The 21,373-nt window shown below is 68.4% G+C and carries 20 protein-coding genes; 11 read left to right on the top strand and 9 right to left on the bottom strand.

All coding sequences use genetic code 11. From position 1 onward, the window contains the following. Window positions 1-289 precede the first annotated feature (289 nt). Window positions 290-781: a YciE/YciF ferroxidase family protein gene (locus AC5RVV_RS14065; RefSeq protein ID WP_494002015.1), complete on the top strand. Its 492-nt coding sequence runs from the start codon at window positions 290-292 to the stop codon at window positions 779-781. 267 nt (window positions 782-1,048) lie between these two features. On the opposite strand, the gene AC5RVV_RS14060 is transcribed toward AC5RVV_RS14065, so the two are convergent. The 4 genes from AC5RVV_RS14060 to AC5RVV_RS14045 all read right to left on the bottom strand — a co-directional run bounded on the left by AC5RVV_RS14060 (window position 1,049) and on the right by AC5RVV_RS14045 (window position 4,540). Further along, window positions 1,049-2,059, bottom strand: a complete 1,011-nt coding sequence (locus tag AC5RVV_RS14060; RefSeq protein ID WP_494002014.1) for a thioesterase domain-containing protein — start codon at window positions 2,057-2,059, stop codon at window positions 1,049-1,051. 26 nt (window positions 2,060-2,085) lie between these two features. After that, window positions 2,086-2,664 (bottom strand): orotate phosphoribosyltransferase, encoded by a 579-nt coding sequence (gene pyrE / locus AC5RVV_RS14055; RefSeq protein ID WP_494002013.1) that lies wholly within the window; start codon window positions 2,662-2,664, stop codon window positions 2,086-2,088. A gap of 158 nt (window positions 2,665-2,822) precedes the next feature. Then, entirely contained in the window at window positions 2,823-3,242 is a 420-nt protein-coding gene (locus AC5RVV_RS14050) for a hypothetical protein (protein ID WP_494002012.1), read from the bottom strand. A gap of 95 nt (window positions 3,243-3,337) precedes the next feature. Next, on the bottom strand, window positions 3,338-4,540 hold the full coding sequence (locus AC5RVV_RS14045) for an ROK family transcriptional regulator (RefSeq protein ID WP_494002011.1): 1,203 nt from the start codon (window positions 4,538-4,540) through the stop codon (window positions 3,338-3,340). A gap of 116 nt (window positions 4,541-4,656) precedes the next feature. Here AC5RVV_RS14045 and AC5RVV_RS14040 point away from each other — a divergent pair, with 116 nt between their 5' ends. From AC5RVV_RS14040 to nadE, 8 genes are all read left to right on the top strand, one after another. Then, window positions 4,657-6,477, top strand: coding sequence for a sugar ABC transporter ATP-binding protein (locus AC5RVV_RS14040; RefSeq protein ID WP_494002010.1), 1,821 nt, complete (start codon window positions 4,657-4,659; stop codon window positions 6,475-6,477). Then, entirely contained in the window at window positions 6,474-7,523 is a 1,050-nt protein-coding gene (locus AC5RVV_RS14035; protein ID WP_494002009.1) for an ABC transporter permease, read from the top strand. Before AC5RVV_RS14040 ends, AC5RVV_RS14035 begins: the two co-directional genes overlap by 4 nt. Further along, the gene (locus AC5RVV_RS14030) at window positions 7,520-8,626 is read left to right on the top strand and encodes an ABC transporter permease (RefSeq protein WP_494002008.1); all 1,107 of its coding nucleotides are present in this window, start codon (window positions 7,520-7,522) and stop codon (window positions 8,624-8,626) included. Before AC5RVV_RS14035 ends, AC5RVV_RS14030 begins: the two co-directional genes overlap by 4 nt. Window positions 8,627-8,687: 61 nt before the next feature. Beyond that, entirely contained in the window at window positions 8,688-9,863 is a 1,176-nt protein-coding gene (locus tag AC5RVV_RS14025) for a substrate-binding domain-containing protein (protein WP_494002007.1), read from the top strand. 206 nt (window positions 9,864-10,069) lie between these two features. Then, window positions 10,070-10,918, top strand: coding sequence for a sugar phosphate isomerase/epimerase family protein (locus AC5RVV_RS14020; protein WP_494002006.1), 849 nt, complete (start codon window positions 10,070-10,072; stop codon window positions 10,916-10,918). Between the two features lie 87 nt (window positions 10,919-11,005). Next, complete coding sequence (locus tag AC5RVV_RS14015) at window positions 11,006-12,199, top strand: Gfo/Idh/MocA family protein (protein ID WP_494002005.1); 1,194 nt, start codon at window positions 11,006-11,008, stop codon at window positions 12,197-12,199. After that, window positions 12,189-13,184 (top strand): sugar phosphate isomerase/epimerase family protein, encoded by a 996-nt coding sequence (locus tag AC5RVV_RS14010; RefSeq protein ID WP_494002004.1) that lies wholly within the window; start codon window positions 12,189-12,191, stop codon window positions 13,182-13,184. The genes AC5RVV_RS14015 and AC5RVV_RS14010 overlap by 11 nt, the downstream gene beginning before the upstream one ends. 344 nt (window positions 13,185-13,528) lie before the next feature. Next, entirely contained in the window at window positions 13,529-14,353 is an 825-nt protein-coding gene (nadE, locus tag AC5RVV_RS14005) for an NAD(+) synthase (RefSeq protein WP_494002003.1), read from the top strand. 116 nt (window positions 14,354-14,469) lie between these two features. On the opposite strand, the gene AC5RVV_RS14000 is transcribed toward nadE, so the two are convergent. After that, window positions 14,470-15,012, bottom strand: coding sequence for a uracil-DNA glycosylase family protein (locus tag AC5RVV_RS14000; RefSeq protein WP_494002002.1), 543 nt, complete (start codon window positions 15,010-15,012; stop codon window positions 14,470-14,472). Window positions 15,013-15,221: 209 nt separating this feature from the next. Here AC5RVV_RS14000 and AC5RVV_RS13995 point away from each other — a divergent pair, with 209 nt between their 5' ends. Both AC5RVV_RS13995 and AC5RVV_RS13990 read left to right on the top strand, forming a co-directional pair. Continuing rightward, complete coding sequence (locus AC5RVV_RS13995) at window positions 15,222-16,025, top strand: exodeoxyribonuclease III (RefSeq protein WP_494002001.1); 804 nt, start codon at window positions 15,222-15,224, stop codon at window positions 16,023-16,025. Between the two features lies 1 nt (window position 16,026). After that, a complete protein-coding gene (locus tag AC5RVV_RS13990; RefSeq protein ID WP_494002000.1) occupies window positions 16,027-16,851 on the top strand; it encodes a DUF8083 family protein in 825 nt (274 codons plus the stop codon). A 36-nt stretch (window positions 16,852-16,887) separates the two neighbouring features. On the opposite strand, the gene AC5RVV_RS13985 is transcribed toward AC5RVV_RS13990, so the two are convergent. From AC5RVV_RS13985 to AC5RVV_RS13970, 4 genes are all read right to left on the bottom strand, one after another. Next, on the bottom strand, window positions 16,888-17,898 hold the full coding sequence (locus AC5RVV_RS13985; protein WP_494001999.1) for a LacI family DNA-binding transcriptional regulator: 1,011 nt from the start codon (window positions 17,896-17,898) through the stop codon (window positions 16,888-16,890). Window positions 17,899-17,905: 7 nt separating this feature from the next. Continuing rightward, window positions 17,906-18,862, bottom strand: coding sequence for a carbohydrate ABC transporter permease (locus AC5RVV_RS13980; protein ID WP_494001998.1), 957 nt, complete (start codon window positions 18,860-18,862; stop codon window positions 17,906-17,908). After that, window positions 18,859-19,824 (bottom strand): carbohydrate ABC transporter permease, encoded by a 966-nt coding sequence (locus tag AC5RVV_RS13975; RefSeq protein WP_494001997.1) that lies wholly within the window; start codon window positions 19,822-19,824, stop codon window positions 18,859-18,861. Before AC5RVV_RS13975 ends, AC5RVV_RS13980 begins: the two co-directional genes overlap by 4 nt. A 97-nt stretch (window positions 19,825-19,921) precedes the next feature. Next, the gene (locus AC5RVV_RS13970) at window positions 19,922-21,271 is read right to left on the bottom strand and encodes an ABC transporter substrate-binding protein (protein ID WP_494001996.1); all 1,350 of its coding nucleotides are present in this window, start codon (window positions 21,269-21,271) and stop codon (window positions 19,922-19,924) included. Between the last annotated feature and the right edge of the window lie 102 nt (window positions 21,272-21,373).

Raw genomic sequence — 21,373 nt, 5'->3', positions numbered from 1 at the left:
AGCCTCCCGCACCGAGGTTTCGGATCCGTTCGGGGTCGCCGCGGGGGTTTCCGGCCGTTCGCCAACCCCACCGGTCAACCTCGGTCCGGCCCCGGTTTCACCTGCTTTTTCTTCCACCCCACAAGCCTAGGGGACAGACCGCAGCCTCAGGCACCGTGGCCTGGAGGGGCGGCGCACCGCAGTGCGGAACGGCCGCGGCGGGAGCCCGCCGACGGAGCTGCAGCGGGTTGTGCACGATTAACCAAGATGATAAGCATACTGATAACCACCCTCAAGAAAAGGAGTATCAATGGCTGAATTGACCACCCCCGAGGAACTTTTCGCTTTCAAGCTGGGCGTTGCGCTGCGATCGGAACATGACGTGCTCAAGATGCTCGAAGAGAACCAGAAGGTTGCACGGAGCCAAGAGCTGAAGGACATGCTCAGCCACCATCAGGACGAGACGCGTGAACAGATTACGTATATCGAAAAGTGCTTCCAGGTTCTGGGCTTGGAGGCCAAGGAGCAGCGCTCCCCGGTGAGCAAGGGCTTGGCCGAGGAAGCGCAGGCCGCCTTGGATAAGGTGGATCCCAGCCTGGTGGACATGGTCATCGTGGCCGGGGCGCTGGACACGGAACATCATGAGGTCGCCTGCTACACCACGTTGATCACGTCGGCGGAGGCCCAGGGCCAGACCGAAGTCGTGGAGCTGCTTCAGCAGATCCTGGGCCAGGAAGAAAGCACTCGGGACAAGCTGATCGAGTTTGGCCGGAAGCTCGCCCAGGAAGCCGCCGCCAAGTAGGGCGACGGCCGGCGCGATGGCCGCCGGCGCACGCCAAGTAGCGCGGCGGAGCGCGGCCGGCAGGCGCGATGGTCTGGCCGGCGCACGGGATAAACAGCGAAAGGGAGCGGAGCTGCATGGGCGGCCCGCTCCCTTTCGCGTGCCTGCCGCTTCGCTGGGCGTGTCTGCCGCTCCCTTTCGATGCCGGCGGCCCCACTCCGACTCGCGCGCCTGGCCGCTCCGCTTCCCGTCGCCCGCAGCGGAAGTAACCAGCCGCCGGTCCCCCTACTAGTAGTAGGTTTTGCGCCCGCCGACCACCGGCAGCGGGAAGAATTCGTCCGCCACCTGCTGGACGATCGGCACGTAGATCGCTGAATTCCACTGCGGGCTGGCGTGGGCCGGCCGGGCGCCTTCGGTGACCAGGTTGTTGGTGAGGAAGTTCGCCTCATAGTTCACGAGCCAGCTGCGCCGGGCCGTTGCGTAGTTGACCGTCTGGTCCCCGGGGTTGCCCATCCAGGCGATGCGGGTGTCGCCGATGCTGTGGCGGAAGCGATACGCGTCGAAGTGATAGATGTACGAGGACTGCGACTGGATCAGCGTGCTGGACACGGCCAGCGGCGACAGCTGCTCCATGGTCTGCTCTACGATCTGCCGCCAGGTGCGCTCGTCCTTGTGCACAATACGCTCGCCCAGCTCGTATCCGCCCCGCAAGTAGCTGGGCACCCGGTAGCCGGCCTCGTAGAGGAAGACCACGCCTTCGAACATGGTCTTGTCCAGCACGTCAAAGCGGCTGTACGGCGACGAATCCATCAGGATCAGTTCCACCGGGAAGCCCTTGGCGCGCAGCCGCGCGGTCATTTCCACGGCCACCATGCCGCCGAAGCTGTGCCCGTAGAAGTAGAGCCGCTGCAGGTCGTTGTCCTGGATGTGCTTCTGCAGCACCTCGGTCAATTCGGCCAGGTCCAGGCCGCGGTTCGAATAACCCGCCACCGCCAGCCGGCCACGATCCACCAGGCCGTCGCGCAACGAGTTCAAAATCCACAGCCCCTCTTCCCAGCTGGTCTTGTACCCGGGGAAGAGCACCCAGCTGCTGCGGGGGAAGCGCCGGTCCGCGCGTTCGTCGTCCAGCGTGAGGATCTGCGCTTCGTTGCGCATCTCCTGGATGGCCCTGGTGGCCGCCAGGTCGGCGGCGGTGCCCAGCCCGAAGGCGGCACCGATCAGGAACGAGCGGCGCGAAACCCGGTGCAGGTTGCTGGCCAGGCGCAGCTGGCGGAAGGCGTGGTTCCTGCGGAGATCCATCATTCGAGCTGGCCGGCCACCGGCGGCTAGTCCAGCTCCAGTTCGTCCTTGCTGAAAGCGAACAAATAGGGCACGCCGGCTTCGGCCTCGATGCGTTCCTTCGCTCCGGTGTCGCGGTCCACAATGACTGCCACGGCCTGAACCTGCCCGCCGGCCTGGCGCACGCCTTCGACCGCGGTCAGCGCGGATCCGCCGGTCGTGGAAGTATCCTCCAGCACGACGACGGGGCGATCCTTCACCTCGGGACCCTCCACCTGGCGGCCCATGCCGTAGGACTTCTGCGCCTTGCGCACCACAAACGCGTCGACGGCTCGTCCGTCGTCTCCGGCCGCGTGCATCAGCGCCGTCCCCACCGGATCGGCCCCCATGGTCAGGCCGCCTGCTGCCTGGAATTCGATGCCGGCCTCGTCGAGCATGGCCAGCATGACACTGCCGACCAGCCGGGACGCCTCATGGTGCAGGGTGACCCGGCGCAGGTCGATGTAGTAGTCGGCTTCGGCGCCGCTGGAGAGGGTGACCCTGCCGCGCACCACGGCCAGTTCCTTGATCAGTTCGAGCAGGCGGGCGCGGTCGGCCGCTGGATCGGCCACGGGAGTCTGGGTCATGGCTCTTAGTCTATGGGGTTGCCCCCGCCGCACCGGGAATCCATGACAGGCCTCGCGGCCCCACCGGAGCCCTCAAACCGAACGCCGCGGGACGCCGCCGACCCCCAGATCCGACACCGTCAGGCGCCGCCGGACGCCGCCGGACCGCCCTGTGCCAGTCAGAGCCCGCGGACCAGCAGGTTCGGGTGCAGCTGCTCCCAGCCCTCGGCCAGGTCCTTGCCCGCGTCGTAGTGATCCTGGACCAGCTTGGCCCACACCCCGGACGTGCCGAGTTCGACCGGCTCGCGCCCAGTACCGCCGCAACCGCTGGATGCCCCGGAGGCTCCCACCTCCACGATGATCACGCACACGCCGTGGTCGGCCGGGTTGTCCGGGACTGCGGCATAGAAGGCGAAGTCGCTCGTTTCCGCCAAGGACCGGACGCTGCCTGGTGCCACGCGCAGGACCTCGGCTCCGCCCACTAGCTTGTCGTCCGGGCCGGCCGGCGCCTCCAGCGCGCCGATCCCGGACGTCGCCCCGGCGCAACCGGCGAGCGCCAGCAGGACGACGCCAGCCGCGAGCGTGGCCAATCTGCGCATGACGCCCTGCCTCTCCCGAAGTACGTTTGTCCCACGCTAGCCGCGGAAGCATACCGAAGGGACGCCCACTCCATTACGAAGCGATAACTTCGTATTTAGGCCGACGCGGCCGCTTCGATCGCTTCTGGCGAGAGCACGTGCCCGATCGCCAGCGCCACTGCTCCCAGCACGCCGGCGCGCTGCCCGGCTACGGACGGGGCGATCCGCAGATGCTCGGTCGCCAGCGGCAGCGAGCGCCGGTAGACCACTTCCCGGATCCCGGCCAACAGGTGCTCGCCCGCCTGCGCCAGCCGCCCGCCGATCACGATGACCGACGGGTTAATCAGGTTCACGCAGGTGGCCAGCACGTCGCCGATGTCCCGACCGGCCTGGCGCACCGCCTGGATCGCCTGCGGGTCGCCGGAGCGGACCAGTTCGATCACGTCCTGGCTGCTTTCGGCCTTCTTTCCCCCGGCCGCAAGCACGGCCGCGAGGGCGGGCCCGCCGGCGAGCGCTTCCAGGCAGCCGGTGTTCCCGCACCGGCACACCACGTCGTCGCCACGGGGCACCCGCACATGCCCCAAGTCCCCGGCGGTACCCTGGGCGCCGCGCTGCAGCTGCCCCGAGGAAATGATGCCGGCCCCGATCCCCGTGGCCACCTTGATCAGCATCAGGTCGGCGGTGTCGGGCCAGGCCATGGCCTGCTCGCCCAGCGCCATGATGTTGACGTCGTTGTCCACCAGCACCGGCACGTCGAAATGCTGCTGCACCAGCGCCGGGACGTCCACCCGGTCCCAGCCGGGCATGATCGGCGGATTGATCGGCCGCCCCGTGTCATGTTCGACCGGTCCGGGCAGCCCGATGCCGAATGCGCCCAGGTCCGCCGCGCCCCGCCCCGCGTCCTTCAGCAGCCGCGCCACGGCGTCGGTCAGCCAACCCAGCACGATGTCCGGGCCGCTGGCGATGCTCAGCTCGGCGCGCTCCTCGGCCAGGACATCGCCGGAGAGGTCGGCCACGACGACCCGGGCGTGCGTGGCGCCGAGGTCTGCGCCGACCACCAGGCGGGCGGCCGGGTTGAGCGCAAACAACGACGGCGGCCTTCCGCCGGTCGAGGTCGCTCCCCCAATGGGGGCAATCAGCCCCAGCCGCATCAACGAATCCACCCGGGCGGTCACCGTGGACCGCGCCAAGCCGGTCAACTGCGCCAGCTCCGCCCGGGTGCGCGGCTGGCCGTCGCGCAGCAGTTGGAATACCTCGCTTGCTCCGGCAGCCGGCTGGGCGGCCAGGCGCTGCGGCGGGGCGACATCGGACTTCAACACGCTTTCAGTACAGCACGCACCACTTCTGTTTGTCTCTACCGAAGCTAACAATTCATGGTCAAACAACTTTTGCCTGACCCTCGACAAAACTATGTGACGCGTGCCACAGTGAGTGGGTGGAGCAGACGAGCAACACTGTGGCCGACAGCGGCGCCGGACGGGGGAAACCCGTTCTCGAGGTCCGCGGCCTGACCAAGAGCTTCTTCGGCAATCCCGTGCTGCAGGACGCGTCACTGACGCTGCACGCCGGCGAGGTCCACGGCGTCGTCGGGGAGAACGGCGCAGGAAAGTCGACGCTGATGAAGATCCTGGCGGGCGTGTACCAGCGGGACTCGGGAACTGTGCTCCTGGACGGCGAAAGCGTCCAGTTCAGCCATCCCACCCAGGCACACGAAGCCGGGCTGTCCACCGTCTTTCAGGAATTCAACCTGCTGCCGGACCGCACGGTGGCGGAGAACATCTACCTGGGCCGCGAGCCCCGCAAGGGCCTGCTGGTCAACCGGGCCAAGATGAACGCCGCCACCGCGGAACTGCTGGAGTCGCTGGGCATCGGCTCCATCCGGCCCTCGGCGCTGGTCCGATCGCTCTCCGTGGCCGAGCAGCAGATCGTCGAGATCGCCAAGGCCGTCAGCTACGAGGCCCGGATCATCTCCATGGACGAGCCGACCGCCGCGTTGTCCGGGCCGGAAGTGTCCCTGTTGTACGGGATCGTGGGGAGACTGGCCGAACGCGGCACCGGCATCCTCTACGTCTCGCACCGGCTGCGCGAGGTCTTCGACCTCTGCCAAACCATCACCGTGCTCAAAGACGGGCGGGTCGTGGGTACCAAACCGGCCGCCGAACTCGATGACGCCTCGCTGGTCCGGATGATGGTCGGCCGCCCCATCTCCGCGTACTTCCCGGACAAGCTCCCGCCCGCGCCCGCGGCACAGAGCACCGACCGCAATGCCCCGCTGCTCGAACTGGCCGACGCCGGCAACGACCAGCTGGACGGCATCAGCATGCGCCTGATGCCCGGCGAGATCGTCGGCGTCGCCGGCCTGCAGGGGTCCGGCCGCACCGAACTGTTGCAGGCGATCTTCGGCGCCGCGCCGTTCAACCGCGGCAGCATGCAGCTGGCGGGCCGTCCGGTCCGTCCGCATTCTCCCCGCCAGGCGGTGCGGCACGGCATCGCGCTGATCACCGAGGACCGCAAGGCGCAGGGCCTGAGCCTGAACCAGTCCCTGCTGGACAATGCGCTGGGCGTGGTCCGCGCCGTGTTCCCCAAGCGCACCGCGACCGTACGCCGCGCCGTCGCCGGCTCGTTCAGCGCGCTGGAAGTCGTCGCACGGGACCTGGACCAGGAGGTGCAGTACCTCTCCGGCGGGAACCAGCAAAAAATCGTGCTGGCCAAGTGGCTGGCGGTGTCCCCGGGCGTGGTGCTGCTGGACGAACCGACCCGGGGCATCGACGTCGGGGCCAAGGTCGCCGTGTACCGGCTGATGCGCCAGCTGGCGGCCGAGGGGAAGGGCGTCCTGATGGTTTCCAGCGAACTGCCCGAGGTGATCGGGATGTCCGACCGGATCCTGGTGATGCGCGACGGGCAGATCGCCGGCGAACTGCCGGCCGGCGCCACCGAGGAGGAAATCCTGCGGCTGGCCACCGGCGCGCGCGTACCGGGGACGGCCTCCGACGGCACGCCGCCGGCTCCGGACTACGACGGAGGCGATCACCTCGCGGTGGCGGGGCACGACGGCGGTGCCCACCTTGGGGACGAGGGGCACGACGACGGCGCCCGCCTCGCGGACGCGGGGCGCGTTGGGGACACAGGGCACGACGGCGATGCCCGCCTCGGGGACGCGGGGCGCGTTGGTGACGCGGGGCGCAGTGGGGACGCGGGGCACGGCGGCGGGTCACATTTGGCAGAGGACCGCGGCACCGCGGGAGGGACACCATGACGACCACGCAAACCACGGTCCCCACCCGGCGGGCACGGGCGGGCGGCGGATTCTTCGCGCGGCTGACCTCCACCCAGATCGTGTACCTGGTGGCCCTGCTGACCCTGATCGCCGGCAGCATCCTGGTGGCCACCGCCGGCCGGAACTTCTTCAGCCCGGGCAACATCTCCGCCATCCTGACCGGTACGAGCGTGCTGGGCTTCATCGCCATCGGCCAGACGCTGGTGATCCTGGTCGGCAGCCTGGACCTCTCGGTGCCCTACGTGACCAGCCTGGCCAGCCTGATAGCGGCCGGGGTGATGGCCAACCGGAGCGAAAACGTGCCGGCCGCCGTGCTGCTGGCACTGGGTGTCTCCGCCGTCATCGGTCTGGTCAACGGACTGATTGTTGCCGGCCTCAAGGTGCACGGGTTCATCGCCACGCTCGGCATGGGCCTGGTGATCAGCGGCTACCTGGGCACCAACTACAAGGGCAGTTTCGGCCAGACCCCGTTCTCCTTCCGGCTGATCGGCGCCACCGGGATAGGGCCGGTGCCGATTTCCACGCTCATCATGCTCGCCTGCGCCGCCCTCGTGCTGCTGATGCTGCACCGCACCCGCATGGGGCACCACATCTATGCCGTCGGCGGCGACAGCAACGTGGCACGGATGTCCGGCATCCGCGTCCCGGGCGCCGTGATCACCGCCCACGTCATCTGCTCCACCCTCTCCGGCATGGCCGGGCTGCTGCTGGCCAGCCGGCTTGGCGTCGGCAGCCCCACCGTGGGCTCGCAGGGCGGCTACGACCTGCTCTCGATCGCCGCCGTCGTCCTGGGCGGGACGCTGCTGGCCGGCGGCAAGGGATCCGTCACCGGCACCCTGGGCGGCGTCCTGATCTTCGCGATGCTGGACAACATCATGTCCGTGCTCCAGGTCAACCCGTTCCTGAAGGACGTGGTCCGCGGCGTGGTGATCGTGGTCGCCGTCGCCGTCTATGCCCGCCGCACCATCGTCGCCCGGCCGCCGCGCTACGGGCACGGCGGACAACAGCAGGAGGTGCAGGCATGAGCACAGTTCTGGATTCGGAGGCCGGCGGCAGGGTGCTGCAGCAGAACCGGGCCGGACGCGGCCAGCGCTTCCTGCGCAGCCTGCGGACTCCCGGCGGCGGCATCTTCGTGCTCCTGGCCGCGCTGCTGGTGGCCATCATCGTCCTGAACCCGTCGTTCGGCGAGCCCGGGTCCTTCATTCGCTTCATAGGCCGGACCGCCCCGATTGCGATCGCCGCCATCGGGCAGTACTTCGTGATCGTTTCCGGCGAGTTCGACCTGTCCATGGGATCGGTAGTGACCATGCAGGTGATCGTGGCCGGCAACCTGATCGGCCAGGACGACGCCAAGGTCATCCCCGTGCTGGCGCTGATGTTCGTCGTCGGGGCGGTCATCGGGCTCATCAACGGGCTGATCACCACCCTGCTCAAGGTTCCCAGCTTCATTGTCACCTTGGGCATGATGCTGGCGCTGCTGGGCCTGGTGCTCAACTGGACCGGCGGCGCCGCCCAGGGCAACCCGGCGGACAGCTTCCGGCAGATAGGCCGCGGCGGCATCGACAACGTGCCGGTGCTGGAGGTCATCCCCTACCCGGTCATCATCCTGGCTGCCGTCGCCGTGCCCGCCGTCTGGATGATGCGCCGGCCCTACGGGCGCACGCTGGTCGCCGTCGGCGACAACGACGTGGCCGCAGCCCTGACCGGCGCCCGGGTCTGGTGGGTGCGCACGCGGGCCTTCATGCTGTCGTCGCTGGCCGCCACCGTCTCGGGGATCCTGCTGGTCGGGTATGCCGGGGTCCACCCGTCGGTGGGCCAAGGCTACGAGTTCACGGCGATCACCGCCGTCGTACTGGGTGGGGTGGTGCTCGGCGGCGGCCGCGGCTGGGTACTCTCTGCCGCGGCGGGAGCGTTCGCCCTGGAGTTGCTGTTCACGCTGCTGAATTTCCTGGGCGTGGCATCCACCTGGCGGGACACCGTGCAGGGCGCCATCATCATCGTCGCTGTTGCTGCCGCCGCAAAGTCGTGGCAGCGCAAGCGGCGCGGGGGCTCTGCGGCCGCGCAGTCCGAACAACACATCATCGCGGCACCAGAGCCCGCTGAGGGCACCGACAAGGGAGGGAACTGACATGACGAGGAAACGTCTAAGTACCGCGGTCGCGCTCACAGCGGCCGCGTCGTTAGTGGCCATGACCGGCTGTACCACCGATCCGTCGATCACCGAGGAGACCGGCGGCCCCGGCGGCGCGGCCAGCCCGTCACCGGCGGAAACTGCGGAGGCCTCCACGGAATGGTTCGACCAGGCCGTCTACGACGAGCAGTTCGAACAGCGGACCGCCGAATTCGAGGGCGACCCGGAGCAGCCGTGGCTTCAGTACATCGACGGGAAGATGACGGACACCAAGAAGTTCGCCTCCGAGGGCGCCAAAAAGGTCTGCTTCGCCAACGCGTCGATCTCCAACCCGTGGCGGCAGACTGGCTGGATCACCATGAACCAGCAGTTGAAGGTGCTGCAGGACGAGGGGGTTATTTCCGAAATGGAGACCCGCGACGCGCAGGACGACTCGAACACGCAAATTGCCGACATCGACTACTTCATCAGCGAAGGCGAATGCGACGCGTTTGTCATCTCGCCGAACGCCACTGCGGCGCTGACGCCTGCGGTGGAGCGGGCCTGCGACACGGGCAAGCCCGTGGTGGTGTTCGACCGCGGCGTGGAGACCGACTGCGCCACCACGTTCATCCACCCGATCGGCGGTTTCGCCTGGGGCATCGACACCGCCAACTTCCTCTCCGAACGGCTGCAGGAAGGCGACAAGGTGGTGGCGCTGCGCATCCTGCCCGGCGTGGATGTGCTGGAACAGCGCTGGGCGGCGGCGGAGAAGATCTTCAAGGAGAACGGCATCGAAGCCACCGACTACTTCACCGGCGCCGACCCGACCGAGATCAAGAAGATCATCTCCGACGAGCTCGCCACCGGCGATGTCCAGGGTGTCTGGATGGACGCCGGGGACGGCGCGGTCGCCGCGATCGAAGCGTTCGAGGACGCCGGCAAGGACCTGCCGGTCATGACCGGCGAAGACGAGCTGAGCTTCCTGCGCAAATGGAAGGACACGGGCATCGACGCGTTGGCTCCGGTCTACTCCAACTTCCAGTGGCGCACGCCGCTGCTGGCCGTGCAGAAGATCTTCGCCGGCGAGGAAATCCCGGCCGAGTGGGTGCTGCCTCAGGTTCCGATCCCTGCCGACGAGCTGGACGACTGGCTGAAACGCAACGACGGCATGCCGGACGGCCACTACGCGAAGTTCGGCGGGGAAGACCTGCCCGGCTATCCGGAGGTCTGGCAGGAACGTCAGATTCCGTAGAACGTGCGGGCCGGCCGGGCCCGGGGAGGGTGCCCGGCCGGCCCGCCAACTCCGGCGGGGAAAGGTGACCGCCGGTCCGGGGTCCGGCGGTCAGCCGGGCGGGACCGCGGCGCGGCGTCCGGCGGCAACCGGACGAGCGAGCTGCCACCAGCAGCGCGGACCGGACGATGTCCCCACCAGCAGCGGCAGACAAAGGAGAAGGATCAATGGACCGGCCGATCGGCGTCAACACCTGGGTGTGGCAGTCGCCGCTGCGCGACGCCCAGCTGCCCGGGCTGCTGGAGAAGATCGCAGGCATGGGCTTTGACGGCGTCGAACTGCCGCTGGAGAACGTCGGCGACTTCACCGCCGGCACCGCCCGGGACGCCCTCGCGGCCACGCACCTGTTGCCCTACATCGTGGGCGCCATGGCACCCGGCCGCGAATTGGTCCTGGCCGACGCCGGGTCGGTGCAGGCAACCCAGGACTATCTGGCGGCCTGCATCGACCTGGCGCACGACGTCGGCGCGCCGACGGTGTGCGGTCCGTTCTACTCCAGCACGGGGCGGGTGTGGCGGATCGACGCCGCAGACCGCGCCGAAGCGTACCGCCAGCTCCGGGAGAACCTGGCGCCGCTGGCCGCCCAAGCCGAGGCGGCCGGCGTCGTACTGGGAATCGAGCCGCTCAACCGGTACGAGACCTCGCTGGTCAACACCGTGGAACAAGCGCTCGACGCGCTGGGACCGCTGCTCGGCCACGGGGTGGGGCTGGCGCTGGACAGCTACCACCTGAACATCGAAGAACGCTCCAGCGCCGCCGCCATCCGTGCGGCCGGCGAACACCTGGTCCACCTGCAGGTGTGCGGCAACGACCGCGGCGCGCCGGGCGGCGACCAGACCGACTGGCCGGCGCTGGTCAAGGCGTTGGACGAGGTGGGCTACGCCGGCCCGTTGAACATCGAGAGTTTCACCGCGGAGAACGCGGCCATCGCGACGGCCGCATCGATCTGGCGGCCGCTGGCGCCGAACCAGGATCAACTGGCAGAGGACGGGCTGGCATTCCTGCGCAGCCTCTAGCCCGTTCCCGCCTCGAGGTGCAGCCCGGGCCCGGGAGGGCAGCCCATCCCGCCGCACCACCGACCGACGAGCACGAAGGAGAAGACGATGACCGCCAATCCGGAGTCGCCGCCGCTGGGCGTGGCGGTGCTGGGACATGCCTTCATGGGCAAGGCCCACTCCAATGCCTGGCGCAACGTGTCCGCCTTCTATCCCGGCGGGCCCGCGGTGGCCCGGCGGGTGCTGGTCGGCCGGAATGCCGACGGCGTGGCAAGGGACGCGGCCCGGTACGGCTGGGCGGAGGGCTCTACGGACTGGCAGGCCGTCCTCGAGCGCGACGATGTGCAGATCGTGGACATCTGCACCCCCGGCCACCTGCATGCCGACCTGGCCGTCGCCGCGCTTCAGGCGGGCAAGCACGTGCTGGTGGAGAAGCCGCTGGCCAACTCGGTGGCCGAAGCCGAGCGCATGGCCGCCGCGGCCCGCGCCGCCGGGGAGGCCGGCGTCCAGTCGATGGTCGGCTTCAACTACCGGCGGGTGCCGGCGCTGGCCCTGGCGCGCCGATTGATCGCCGAAGGCAGGATCGGCGCCGTGCGGCAGGTGCGGGTCGCCTACCTTCAGGACTGGCTGGCCGACGACACCGCCCCGATGACCTGGCGGCTCCGACGCGAGACCGCCGGCTCCGGGGCGCTCGGCGACCTGGCTTCGCACGCGGTGGACCAGATCCATTTCCTGCTCGGTGCGCGGGTCACGTCGGTCTCCGCCACGCTCAACACGTTCGTCGAAACCCGGCAGGGCCCGGGCGGCCCCGAACCGGTGACGGTGGACGACGCCGCGTGGGCGACCCTGCGGCTCGATTCCGGCGCCGTGGCCAGCCTGGAGGTCAGCCGGATGGCCGCGGGCCGCAAGAACGCGCTGCGGATCGAGGTCTACGGGTCCGCCGGGCACCTGGGCTTCGACCTGGAGCGGCTCAACGAGCTCTCCTATTACGACGCCGGGGCCCCGCCGGGGCTCGCGGGCGCGGCGAGGATCCTGGTCACCGAGGAGGCGCACCCGTACGTGCAGGCCTGGTGGCCGCCGGGCCACGTGCTCGGCTGGGACCACACGTTCACCAGCCAGGCCGCCGATTTCCTGGCCGCGGTGGCAACCGGCCGGGCACCGAGCCCAAGCTTCGAGGACGGCCTGGCCGTGCAGAAGGTGCTGGACGCGATGGTGCGCAGCGCCGGGCAGGCGGGCACCGCCGTCGTACTTGCCGAAACCGACACCCGCGCCGACTATGCAGGAGCAACCGATGGCCCGTAATTTCACGCTGTTCACCGGCCAGTGGGCGGACCTGCCCCTGGAGAAGGTGGCCGAACTGGCCGCGGGCTGGGGCTACGACGGCCTGGAGATCGCGGTGTCCGGCGACCACCTCGATGCGTGGCGCTGGGACGACGACGACTACATCGCCGACCGGCTCGGCATCCTGGAGCGCAACGGCCTGCGGGTATGGGCGATCTCCAACCACCTGAAGGGCCAGGCGGTGTGCGACGACCCGATCGACTTCCGGCATCAGGCAATCGTCGGCGAGCGCGTGTGGGGCGACGGCGAGCCGGAGGGCGTGCGGGCGCGGGCGGCCGAGGAGATGAAGCACACGGCGCGGCTGGCGCAGCGGCTCGGCGTGAAGACGGTGGTGGGATTCACCGGGTCTTCGATCTGGCAGTACGTGGCGATGTTTCCGCCGGTGCCCGCGGACGTGATCGAGGGCGGCTACCGGGACTTCGCCGACCGGTGGAGCCCGATCCTGGACGTGTTCGACGAGTGCGGGGTCCGGTTCGCGCACGAGATCCACCCCTCCGAAATCGCCTACGACTACTGGTCGACCGTGCGGGCGCTGGAGGCTTTGGGGCGCCGCGAGGCGTTCGGCATCAACTGGGACCCCAGCCACATGATGTGGCAGGACATCGACCCGGTCTCGTTGATCTGGGACTTCAAGGACCGGATCTACCACGTGGACTGCAAGGACACGAAGCTGCGGATCACCGGGCGCAACACGCGGCTGGGATCGCATTTGCCGTGGGGCGACCCGCGGCGCGGCTGGGACTTCGTCTCCACCGGGCGCGGCGACGTGCCCTGGGAGGCCAGCTTCCGGGCGCTGGCGGCGATCGGCTACGACGGGCCGATCTCGGTGGAGTGGGAAGACGCCGGGATGGACCGGCTGCAGGGGGCGCCGGAAGCCCTCCGGTTCCTCAAGGGGTTCGACTTCGATCCGCCGCAGGCTTCCTTTGACGCCGCGTTCAAGCAGTAGGGGGCGGCGGGGCGGGGCACCGTGGCGGACCCGTTCGCTCCCAGGTACGCTCCCACGTATGGGCCTAACTTCCCACGTTTCGGGAGGTCTTAAGCCCCTGACCTGCGGCGATGCCGGAGATCCATCCAAGACGTGGGAGCGAAAGTGCTTCCTGCCTGCCCGAACACGCTGGGCTGTCCAAGTTCTGCAGGAATTGTCCACGTTCTGGAAACCGATGCGGCCCTGACCTGCGGCGATGCCGAACGGCCGCCCAAAACAAGGACAACCGGGGCCCCTGGGCTGAGCCGTGCGGACCTGCCCGCCGAACTCCTGCAGCTGGCCAGGACCTTTAGTAGGCTGTGGCCATGCGCGAACTCCAGGCCACGATCATTGACGAAATGGGTGTCCAGCCCTCCATCGACCCGTCACAGGAAGTCGCACGGCGCGTCGGATTCCTCAAGGAGTACCTCAAGACCACCGGCAGCAAAGGCTTTGTGCTGGGCATCAGCGGCGGCGTCGACTCCAGCCTTGCCGGCAAGCTGGCCCAGCTGGCGGTCGACGAACTCGAGGCAGAAGGCGTCGAAGCCACCTTCGTGGCCGTGCGCCTCCCGTACGGGGTCCAGCACGATGAAGCAGACGCGCAGGCAGCCATGGATTTCATCCGGCCGAAAACCTCGTGGACGTTCAACATCAAGTCGGCCGTGGACGGCTTCGAGTCCGAATTCACGACGACGACCGGCGAAGAGATCACCGACTTCAACAAGGGCAACATCAAGGCCCGGGCACGGATGATGGCCCAGTACGCGCTGGCCGGCCAGCACAACTACCTGGTGCTGGGCACAGACCACGGCGCCGAGTCGGTGACCGGCTTCTTCACCAAGTTCGGCGACGGCGCCGCCGACGTGCTGCCCCTGTTCGGACTCAACAAGCGGCAGAACCGGCAACTGTTGGTGCACCTTGGTGCCAGCGACCAGGTGGCACACAAGGTGCCGACGGCAGACCTGTTGGACACCACGCCCGGCCGCACCGACGAGGACGAACTGGGGATCAGCTACGACCACATCGACGACTACCTCGAGGGCCGCACCATTCCCGACGAGGTCGCCGAAAAGATCGAGCAGCGCTACCTGATGACCCGGCACAAGCGGACCACCCCGGTGTCCATCCTCGACAAGTGGTGGCAGGGCTAGGCTGAACCGTCACTCGGCCAGGCGAGGCGCGGCCGGCCGGCCTCCCGCTGACCGCCATCTGGCCAGGTGAAGCACAGCCCGCCTGAGGATCTGCCACCGCCCGGGCGGCGGAACCGTCAGCCGACCAGGCTCTTCGCCCGCATCACTGCCTTGCGGAACTCATCCTGGTTCTTCCGGCTGATCATCGCCCTGCCACCGGGGCTGGGCGCCTTGATGACGGTCGGGCGGGTGAACGCACCCATGTGTTTCGCCCACTGGGTCTTGGTGAAGGTCCCGCACAGCACGACGGCTTGGAGCCGAGGCAGCAGCCCCAGGACGGACTTGAGGGCCTTGACGCCGGCTATCGTCTGGACCGGAGTCGGCTCGCCGCCGTCCAAAAAAAACGGCACCGTATTCCAGAGGAGAACGCCCTCGTGCAGCTCCGCTTCCTGGCGTTCGTTCCAGCACCGCTCGGCCGCCTGGTCGGGGTTGTCTACCGAGACGAATCCCGGCCCCTCAGCGGTGACCGTCTGGCTGCCCGGGCTATCGAGCAGAAAGAGCACCCGCGCCTCAACGCCCGCATCCGCCGGATCAAAGTGCGGGACGGGTTCGGTGCGGGTCCGCGCGTAGGCGTCCCGCCATTCCTCAAGCTTCTGTATGGCCGGCTCGGATGACAGCATGGCTTGCCGCCGCTGCCGTTCGAGTGGATCTGCTAAAGACTGCGGCTTATCAGCAAACATCTATCCAACATACCCCTGAAGCCTTGGGGCCGTGAGGGAGCCGACGGCGGGGCGAGCCGCCCGAGGGGCGAGCACAGCCTGAGCCGACGACGGGCCCGAGCCGCCCGAGCGGCGAGCACAGCCTGCCGCCGTTGGGTAACGTAGCTGTTGTGAAGATTGCTACCTGGAATGTGAACTCGATCCGTGCCCGCGCCGACCGCGTTGAGTCCTGGCTGCAGCGCTCCGACGTGGATGTGCTGGCCATCCAGGAGACCAAGGCCAAGGATGAGAACTTCCCCTGGGACCTGTTCGAGAAGAACGGCTACGAGGTGGCGCACTTTGGCCTGAACCAATGGAACGGCGTGGCCATCGCCTCGCGGGTGGGCCTGGATGACGTGGAACGGACGTTCGACGGGCAGCCGCACTTCGGCAAGACCGAGGCCACCACTGCCGCCGAGGCCCGTGCCATCGGGGCGACCTGCGACGGCGTACGCGTGTGGAGCCTGTATGTCCCCAACGGCCGCACGGTCGACGATCCCCACATGCCCTACAAGTTGAACTGGCTCAAGGCCCTCAAGGAAGAGGCCGCCGGCTGGATCCAGGCGGACCCGACGCTCCCCGTCGCACTGATGGGCGACTGGAACATCGCTCCCACCGACGACGACGTCTGGGACATCGATTGGTTCCGCGCGCAGAACGCCACCCACGTGACCGAACCCGAGCGCGCGGCCTTCCGCGCGTTCGAAGAGGCCGGATTCGTCGACGTCGTCCGCCCGCACACCCCCGGGCCGGGCGTCTACACCTACTGGGACTACACGCAGCTGCGCTTCCCCAAGAAGGAAGGCATGCGCATCGACTTCATCCTCGGCTCCCCCGCGCTGGCCTCCCGCGTCACCGGGGCGATGATCGACCGCGAAGAGCGCAAGGGCAAGGGCGCCTCGGACCACGCGCCGGTCATCGCGGAGCTGGACTGAGATGAAGTTCCCGTACGTCTCCTACCTGCGGGTCTTCGAACCACTGGATGTGTTCGACGACGACCAGCAGCTGCTCATCATGAGCCAGCGCGGCCGCGGCAGGGACGTCACGGAGGACCTGGACCGCGGTGACTCGCTGCGCCGGATCACCCGCACCGTGTCGGACCCGTTTCCGCACTCCAGCGACGACTTGATCCGGGTCCTCCACTATCCGACGCCCGAGGGCATCACCACGCCGCGGTACTGCCCCAACCAGCTGGCCGTCCGCAGCACCCTGGCCGCGGAATCGCTCTCCAGCAGCCTGCGTGATCCGCTGCTGGGGCTGCTGGTGCCCGAAGCGGCGAGGGACGCCCAGCAGTCCCGGCTGGACCCGGACAACTTTGTGGACGCCCTGGCCAAGCTGCACACGCGCAGCTCCACCTGGGGCATCCCGTTCGGCTGGTTCGTGCTGTTCCGCGAGGACGACCACACCGAAAAGGTGGAGAGCGACCACACGCTGCAGACGGTCCGCCTGGCTGCCCCGGTCCCGCAGTGCATCGACCGGGCCCGTTACGCGGCGGCTTCCCTGGCCCTGGCCGCCCCGGGTTTGGACCTGCTGGAAGAACTGACCGAGCTGACCGAGTGGCTGGAAACCTTCACCGCGGACGGCATCGTGGAGCTGGATTACGGCCGTGTGGCCGAGCTGGTCTACCCGGACGAATCGCCCTCGGACGTGCACGCCGGCATCGAATCGCTGGCCGACGGTGACATGACCGGAGCCGCCGCCGCCTACCGCCGCCTCGCCGGCCGCTGGATCAAGATCCGCCAACTGGCCCGCGCTTCCTGACCGCTGACCGCCGGCCCGGAGCGCGCCAACCGGCAATCACGACGACGGCGGGGCGGTCGAGGCCCGGACCACCAGTTCGTGGGGCTGGACCCGCGGCACGTCCAGCCGCGCCTTCCCCTGCAGTTCGGCCAGCAGCAGCCGGGCCGCGTATGCCCCCTGTTGGTCCGGCCGCTGCCGGACGGTCGTCAGCCCCATCGGCTCGGCGAACTCGTGGTCGTCGATGCCCACCACGGAGACGTCCTCGGGCACCCGCAGCCCGCGCTCCTGCGCGGCCCTCAGGGCGCCGAAGGCCATCTCGTCCGCGGAGGCGAAGATCGCCGTCGGCCGTTCCCCGGGCGTGTCGAGGAGCGCGCCGGCGGCAGCCCTGCCGCCGGCGAACCGGAAGTCGCCCATCGCCAGCCATTCCGGCCGTACCCGCAGCCCGTGCCGGGCCATCGTGTCCCGGAAGGCCAGCTCGCGGCGGCGCGGTACGTCGAAGTCGATCCCGTAGGCGCCGCCGCCCTGCAGGTGCGCGATCCGCGTGTGCCCGAGCCCGATGAGATGCTCGACCGCCTCGGCGGCCGCGGCGGTGTCATCCACGCTCACGCTGCGCAAACCGTCCACCTGCCCGCCGACGATCACGTTCGGATACTCCAGCGCCTGCAGTGCTGCCAGTTCGTCCGCGGTCAGCTCCATGCACATCACCAACAGCGCGTCGATCCGCTTGCGCAGCATGGACCGGTGGAACACCCGTTCGCGGTTGGTGCCGGTGCCGCCCAGACTGAACACGACCAGGTCGTAGCCGGCCGCCCGCAACACCCGGTCCACGCCTTCCAGCGCGGACGCGAAGTACCACCGGTCGATCACCGGCAGCAGCACGCCCATGGCCCTCGTGCGGCCCGAGGCCAGGTGGGCCGCCGACGACGACGGCACGTAGCCCAGCGAGTCGGCGGTCGCCAGCACGCGTTCGCGGGTGGCCGTGGAGACCCCGGACAATCCGCGCAGGGCACGGGAAACCGTTGCGGTCGAGACGCCGGCGGCCCGCGCGACGTCATCGATCCCGGTCACGGCGCGCTCACCCCTTAAGGCCACCAGCCAGCAGGCCGCGGACAAAGTAGCGCTGCAGGCCGAAAAACACCGCCAGCGGCACGATCATGGAAACGAACGCGCCGGCGGTCAACCGGTGCCACTCGTCGCCGCGGGTGCCCGTCAGTTCGGCCAGCCGCTGGGTAATCGGCGCGACGTCGGCGGTGCCTCCGGAGAACACCAGGGCCACCAGCAGGTCGTTCCAGACCCACAGGAACTGGAAAATTCCGAAGGAGGCGATCGCCGGCACGGACAGCGGCAGGATGATCCGCCAGAAGATTGTCGCGTGCCCGGCGCCGTCCACCCGAGCCGCCTCGATGACCTCCCCGGGGATCTCCGAGATGAAGTTGTGCAGCAGGAAGATGGCCAATGGCAGCGCGAAGATGGTGTGCGCGATCCACAGCTGGGCGTAGGTTCCGGCCGGCAGCAGCTGGAACTCGCCGATCTTGAGGTTGATGAACAGCGAGAGCAGCGGGATCAGCGCCATCTGCAGCGGCACGATCTGCAGCGCGAACACCACAATGAACAAGGTGTCCTTGCCGCGGAACCTGCCCCAGGCGAAAACGTAGGCCGCCATCGAGGCGATCACCAGGGGGATCAGGGTTCCCGGGATGACGATCGCCAGCGAGTTGATGAAGTACTGCCCCAGGTTGGACGCGGACCCGCCCTTGGAGGCCAGCACGTCGGTGTAGTTCTCGGTGGTGAACTGCAGGTCGCCCAGGATGTTCCACCAGCCGTTGGCCTGGATGTTGTCTTCCGGGCGCAGCGAGGAAATGAACAGGCCGAAGGTCGGCACGGTCCAGATGACGGCGATGATGATCGCTGCCACGGTGGCTCCGCGCGAGGTCAGGCGCTGCTTGACCCGCCGGGTGATCGGGATCTGCTGTTCGGTGGTGCTGGCCAGGACGGCGTCGGGAGCGGTGGGGATGGCAGGCGTTGCGCTCATCGGATTTCCCTCTGCTTCTTCAGCTGCCGGGCGTTGTAGACGACGATCGGCAGCACCATCAGGAACAGAATCAAGGCCAGCGCGGCGCCGCGTCCGGGTTCGTTGGCGCGGAACGCCTGGGTGTACATCTCGTTGGCCACCACCGAGGTTTCGAAGTTTCCGGCGGTCATGGTCCGCACGATGTCGAAGACCTTCAGCGTGCCGATCGTGATGGTGGTGACCACCACGATCAGTGCCCCCCGGATGGACGGGATGGTGATGGAACGGAACTGCTGCCAGGCGCTGGCCCCGTCCAGCCGGGCCGCCTCCACGATTTCGGTGGGGATGCCCTTGATCGCCGCGGAGAGGATCACCATGGCGAAGCCGGTCTGGATCCAGACCATGACCGCGATCAGGAAGAACGTGTTCTCCGGCGCGTCCAGCAGGAACTGCTTGGGTTCGCCGCCAAACCACACCAACACCTGGTTCAGCAGGCCAATCTGTTCGCGTTCGCCGCCGCGGTACGTGTACATGAATTTCCAGATCACGCCGGCGCCCACCATGGAGATGGCCATCGGCATGAACACCAGCGCCTTGAGCGCCTTCTCGCCGCGCGCCCGGTCGATGAACACCGCGTAAGCCAGGCCGATGCCGGTCGACAGCAGCGGCACCAGGATCACCCACAGCAGCGTGTTCCGCAGCGTGACCAGCGCTTCGGGCTGGGTGAACATCCACACAAAGTTGTCCAGGCCGTTCGGCGTTCCGGTGCGGTCCGTGAACGCCAGGTACGTGGTCTGGATGGCCGGCCACACCAACCCAATGGTGAGGAGCACGACGGCGGGGGCCAGGAACCCGATGATCGTCGCCTTATCGCGGAACGACTTCGGCGCCCGGTCCACCAACAGCATGATCAGGGCGATGATCGCGGCGAAGACCGCCAATGCGATCGCCACCTGCACGAGCTTCTCGCCAACGTCCTCCATGGCACTTACCTCCTTGGTGCGTGGAAGGGACAGGCCGTGCCCGGCCGCACCGCCTGCATCGGGTCGCAGGCGGTGCGGCCGGGCTGCCGGCGGCTGCCTAGTCCTTGGGCCAGCTGGCCTCGATGGAATCCACGACCTCTTGCGTCGACTTGCCGTTGATCCACTCCACGATGCCGCTCCAGAAGGAGTTGGCGCCGACCGCGCCCGGCATCAGGTCCGATCCGTCGAACCGGAAGGTGGTGTCCTCCGACTGCAGCAGTTCGATGGACTGGCGGTCCAGGTCGCTGGCGGCCAGCGCCGGGTCGAGGCCCTTGTTGGCGCTGATCGCGGCGCCCTGCTTCACGCGGTTGTTGGCGAACTCGGCCGAGGCCATGAACTGCAGGTAGGCCGAGACCTCATCGCTTTCGGTGTAGGCTGCCACGAACTCGCCGCCACCGGTGATGGCGCTGGCGCCGGCCTCCTGGCCGGGAGTGATGAACGCCCAGACGTCGCCGTCCTCGGCCACGTTGGTGCCTTCCGGCCAGTTGGCCGCCTGGAACGTGGCCTGGTGGTGCATGGCGCAGGTGCCGTCGATCACCGGGATGCCGCCGTCGTCCACCGAGGTGGAGATGATCGAGCGGACGTCGCCGATGCCGCCGTTGACGTAGTCCTCGTTCTTCAGGATGTCGCCCACGGCGTCGAAGGCCTCGGCCACCTGCGGATCGTTGAACGGGATCTCGTGGTTGACCCACTGGTCGTAAACATCCGGTCCGGCCTGGCGCAGCAGCGCGTCCTCGATCCAGTCGGTGCCCGGCCAGCCCGTGGCCTCGCCGGACTCGAACCCTGCGCACCACGGCTTCATGGTGCCCTCGTCGGCGATGGTCTGGGTGAGTTCCATCATCTCGTCCCAGGTCTTCGGAACTTCCCAGCCCTTCTCCTTGAACGTGGCCGGAACGTACCAGACGTAGCCCTTCACGCTGGCCAGCATGGGGGCGGCGTAGAAGGTGCCGTCCACGGTGCCGTAGGTCTTCCAGTCCTCGGACCAGTTCTCGTCGACCAGGTCGGACACCTCCTGGGGCGCAGGCTTCAGGTAGCCGGCCTGGGCCTGGGCGGCCAGCAGTCCGGGCTGCGGGAAGATCGCCACGTCCGGCGGGTTGCCCGCCTGGGCGCGGACACCGATCTGCGTCTCGAACTCGTTGGACCCCTCGTACACCACGTCGATCCCGGTGCACTCCTCAAAGTCCACCCAGGAATTCTCCAGCAGATCCTGCTCGGCATCGGTGATGGTCGAGTAGACGCTGACCTCGGCGCCGTCGAAGGTGCCGTAGGCCTCATAGGCGGCGCAGTCTGCGGCGGGCGCCGGCGACTCTTCGGATTCTGTTCCTCCCCCGCAGGCGGACAGTGTCAGTGCCATGGCGCCGAGCGCGGCCACCGGCAGGGCGGCCTTTCTGGAGCGTGCATAGTGCATGTTGTGACTCCTTTGTCCGGTGGCCCCGACAGAGCTGAGCTGGTCAGGAAGAACCCACCAAGTACCCATCTGATAACTCGTAACGTAAACGCTTACACAGTG

Source organism: Arthrobacter sp. MDT2-34-1 (genome assembly GCF_059091365.1).
Note: the sequence above shows the minus strand (reverse complement) of the source record. Positions and strands in the feature narration are given on the sequence as shown.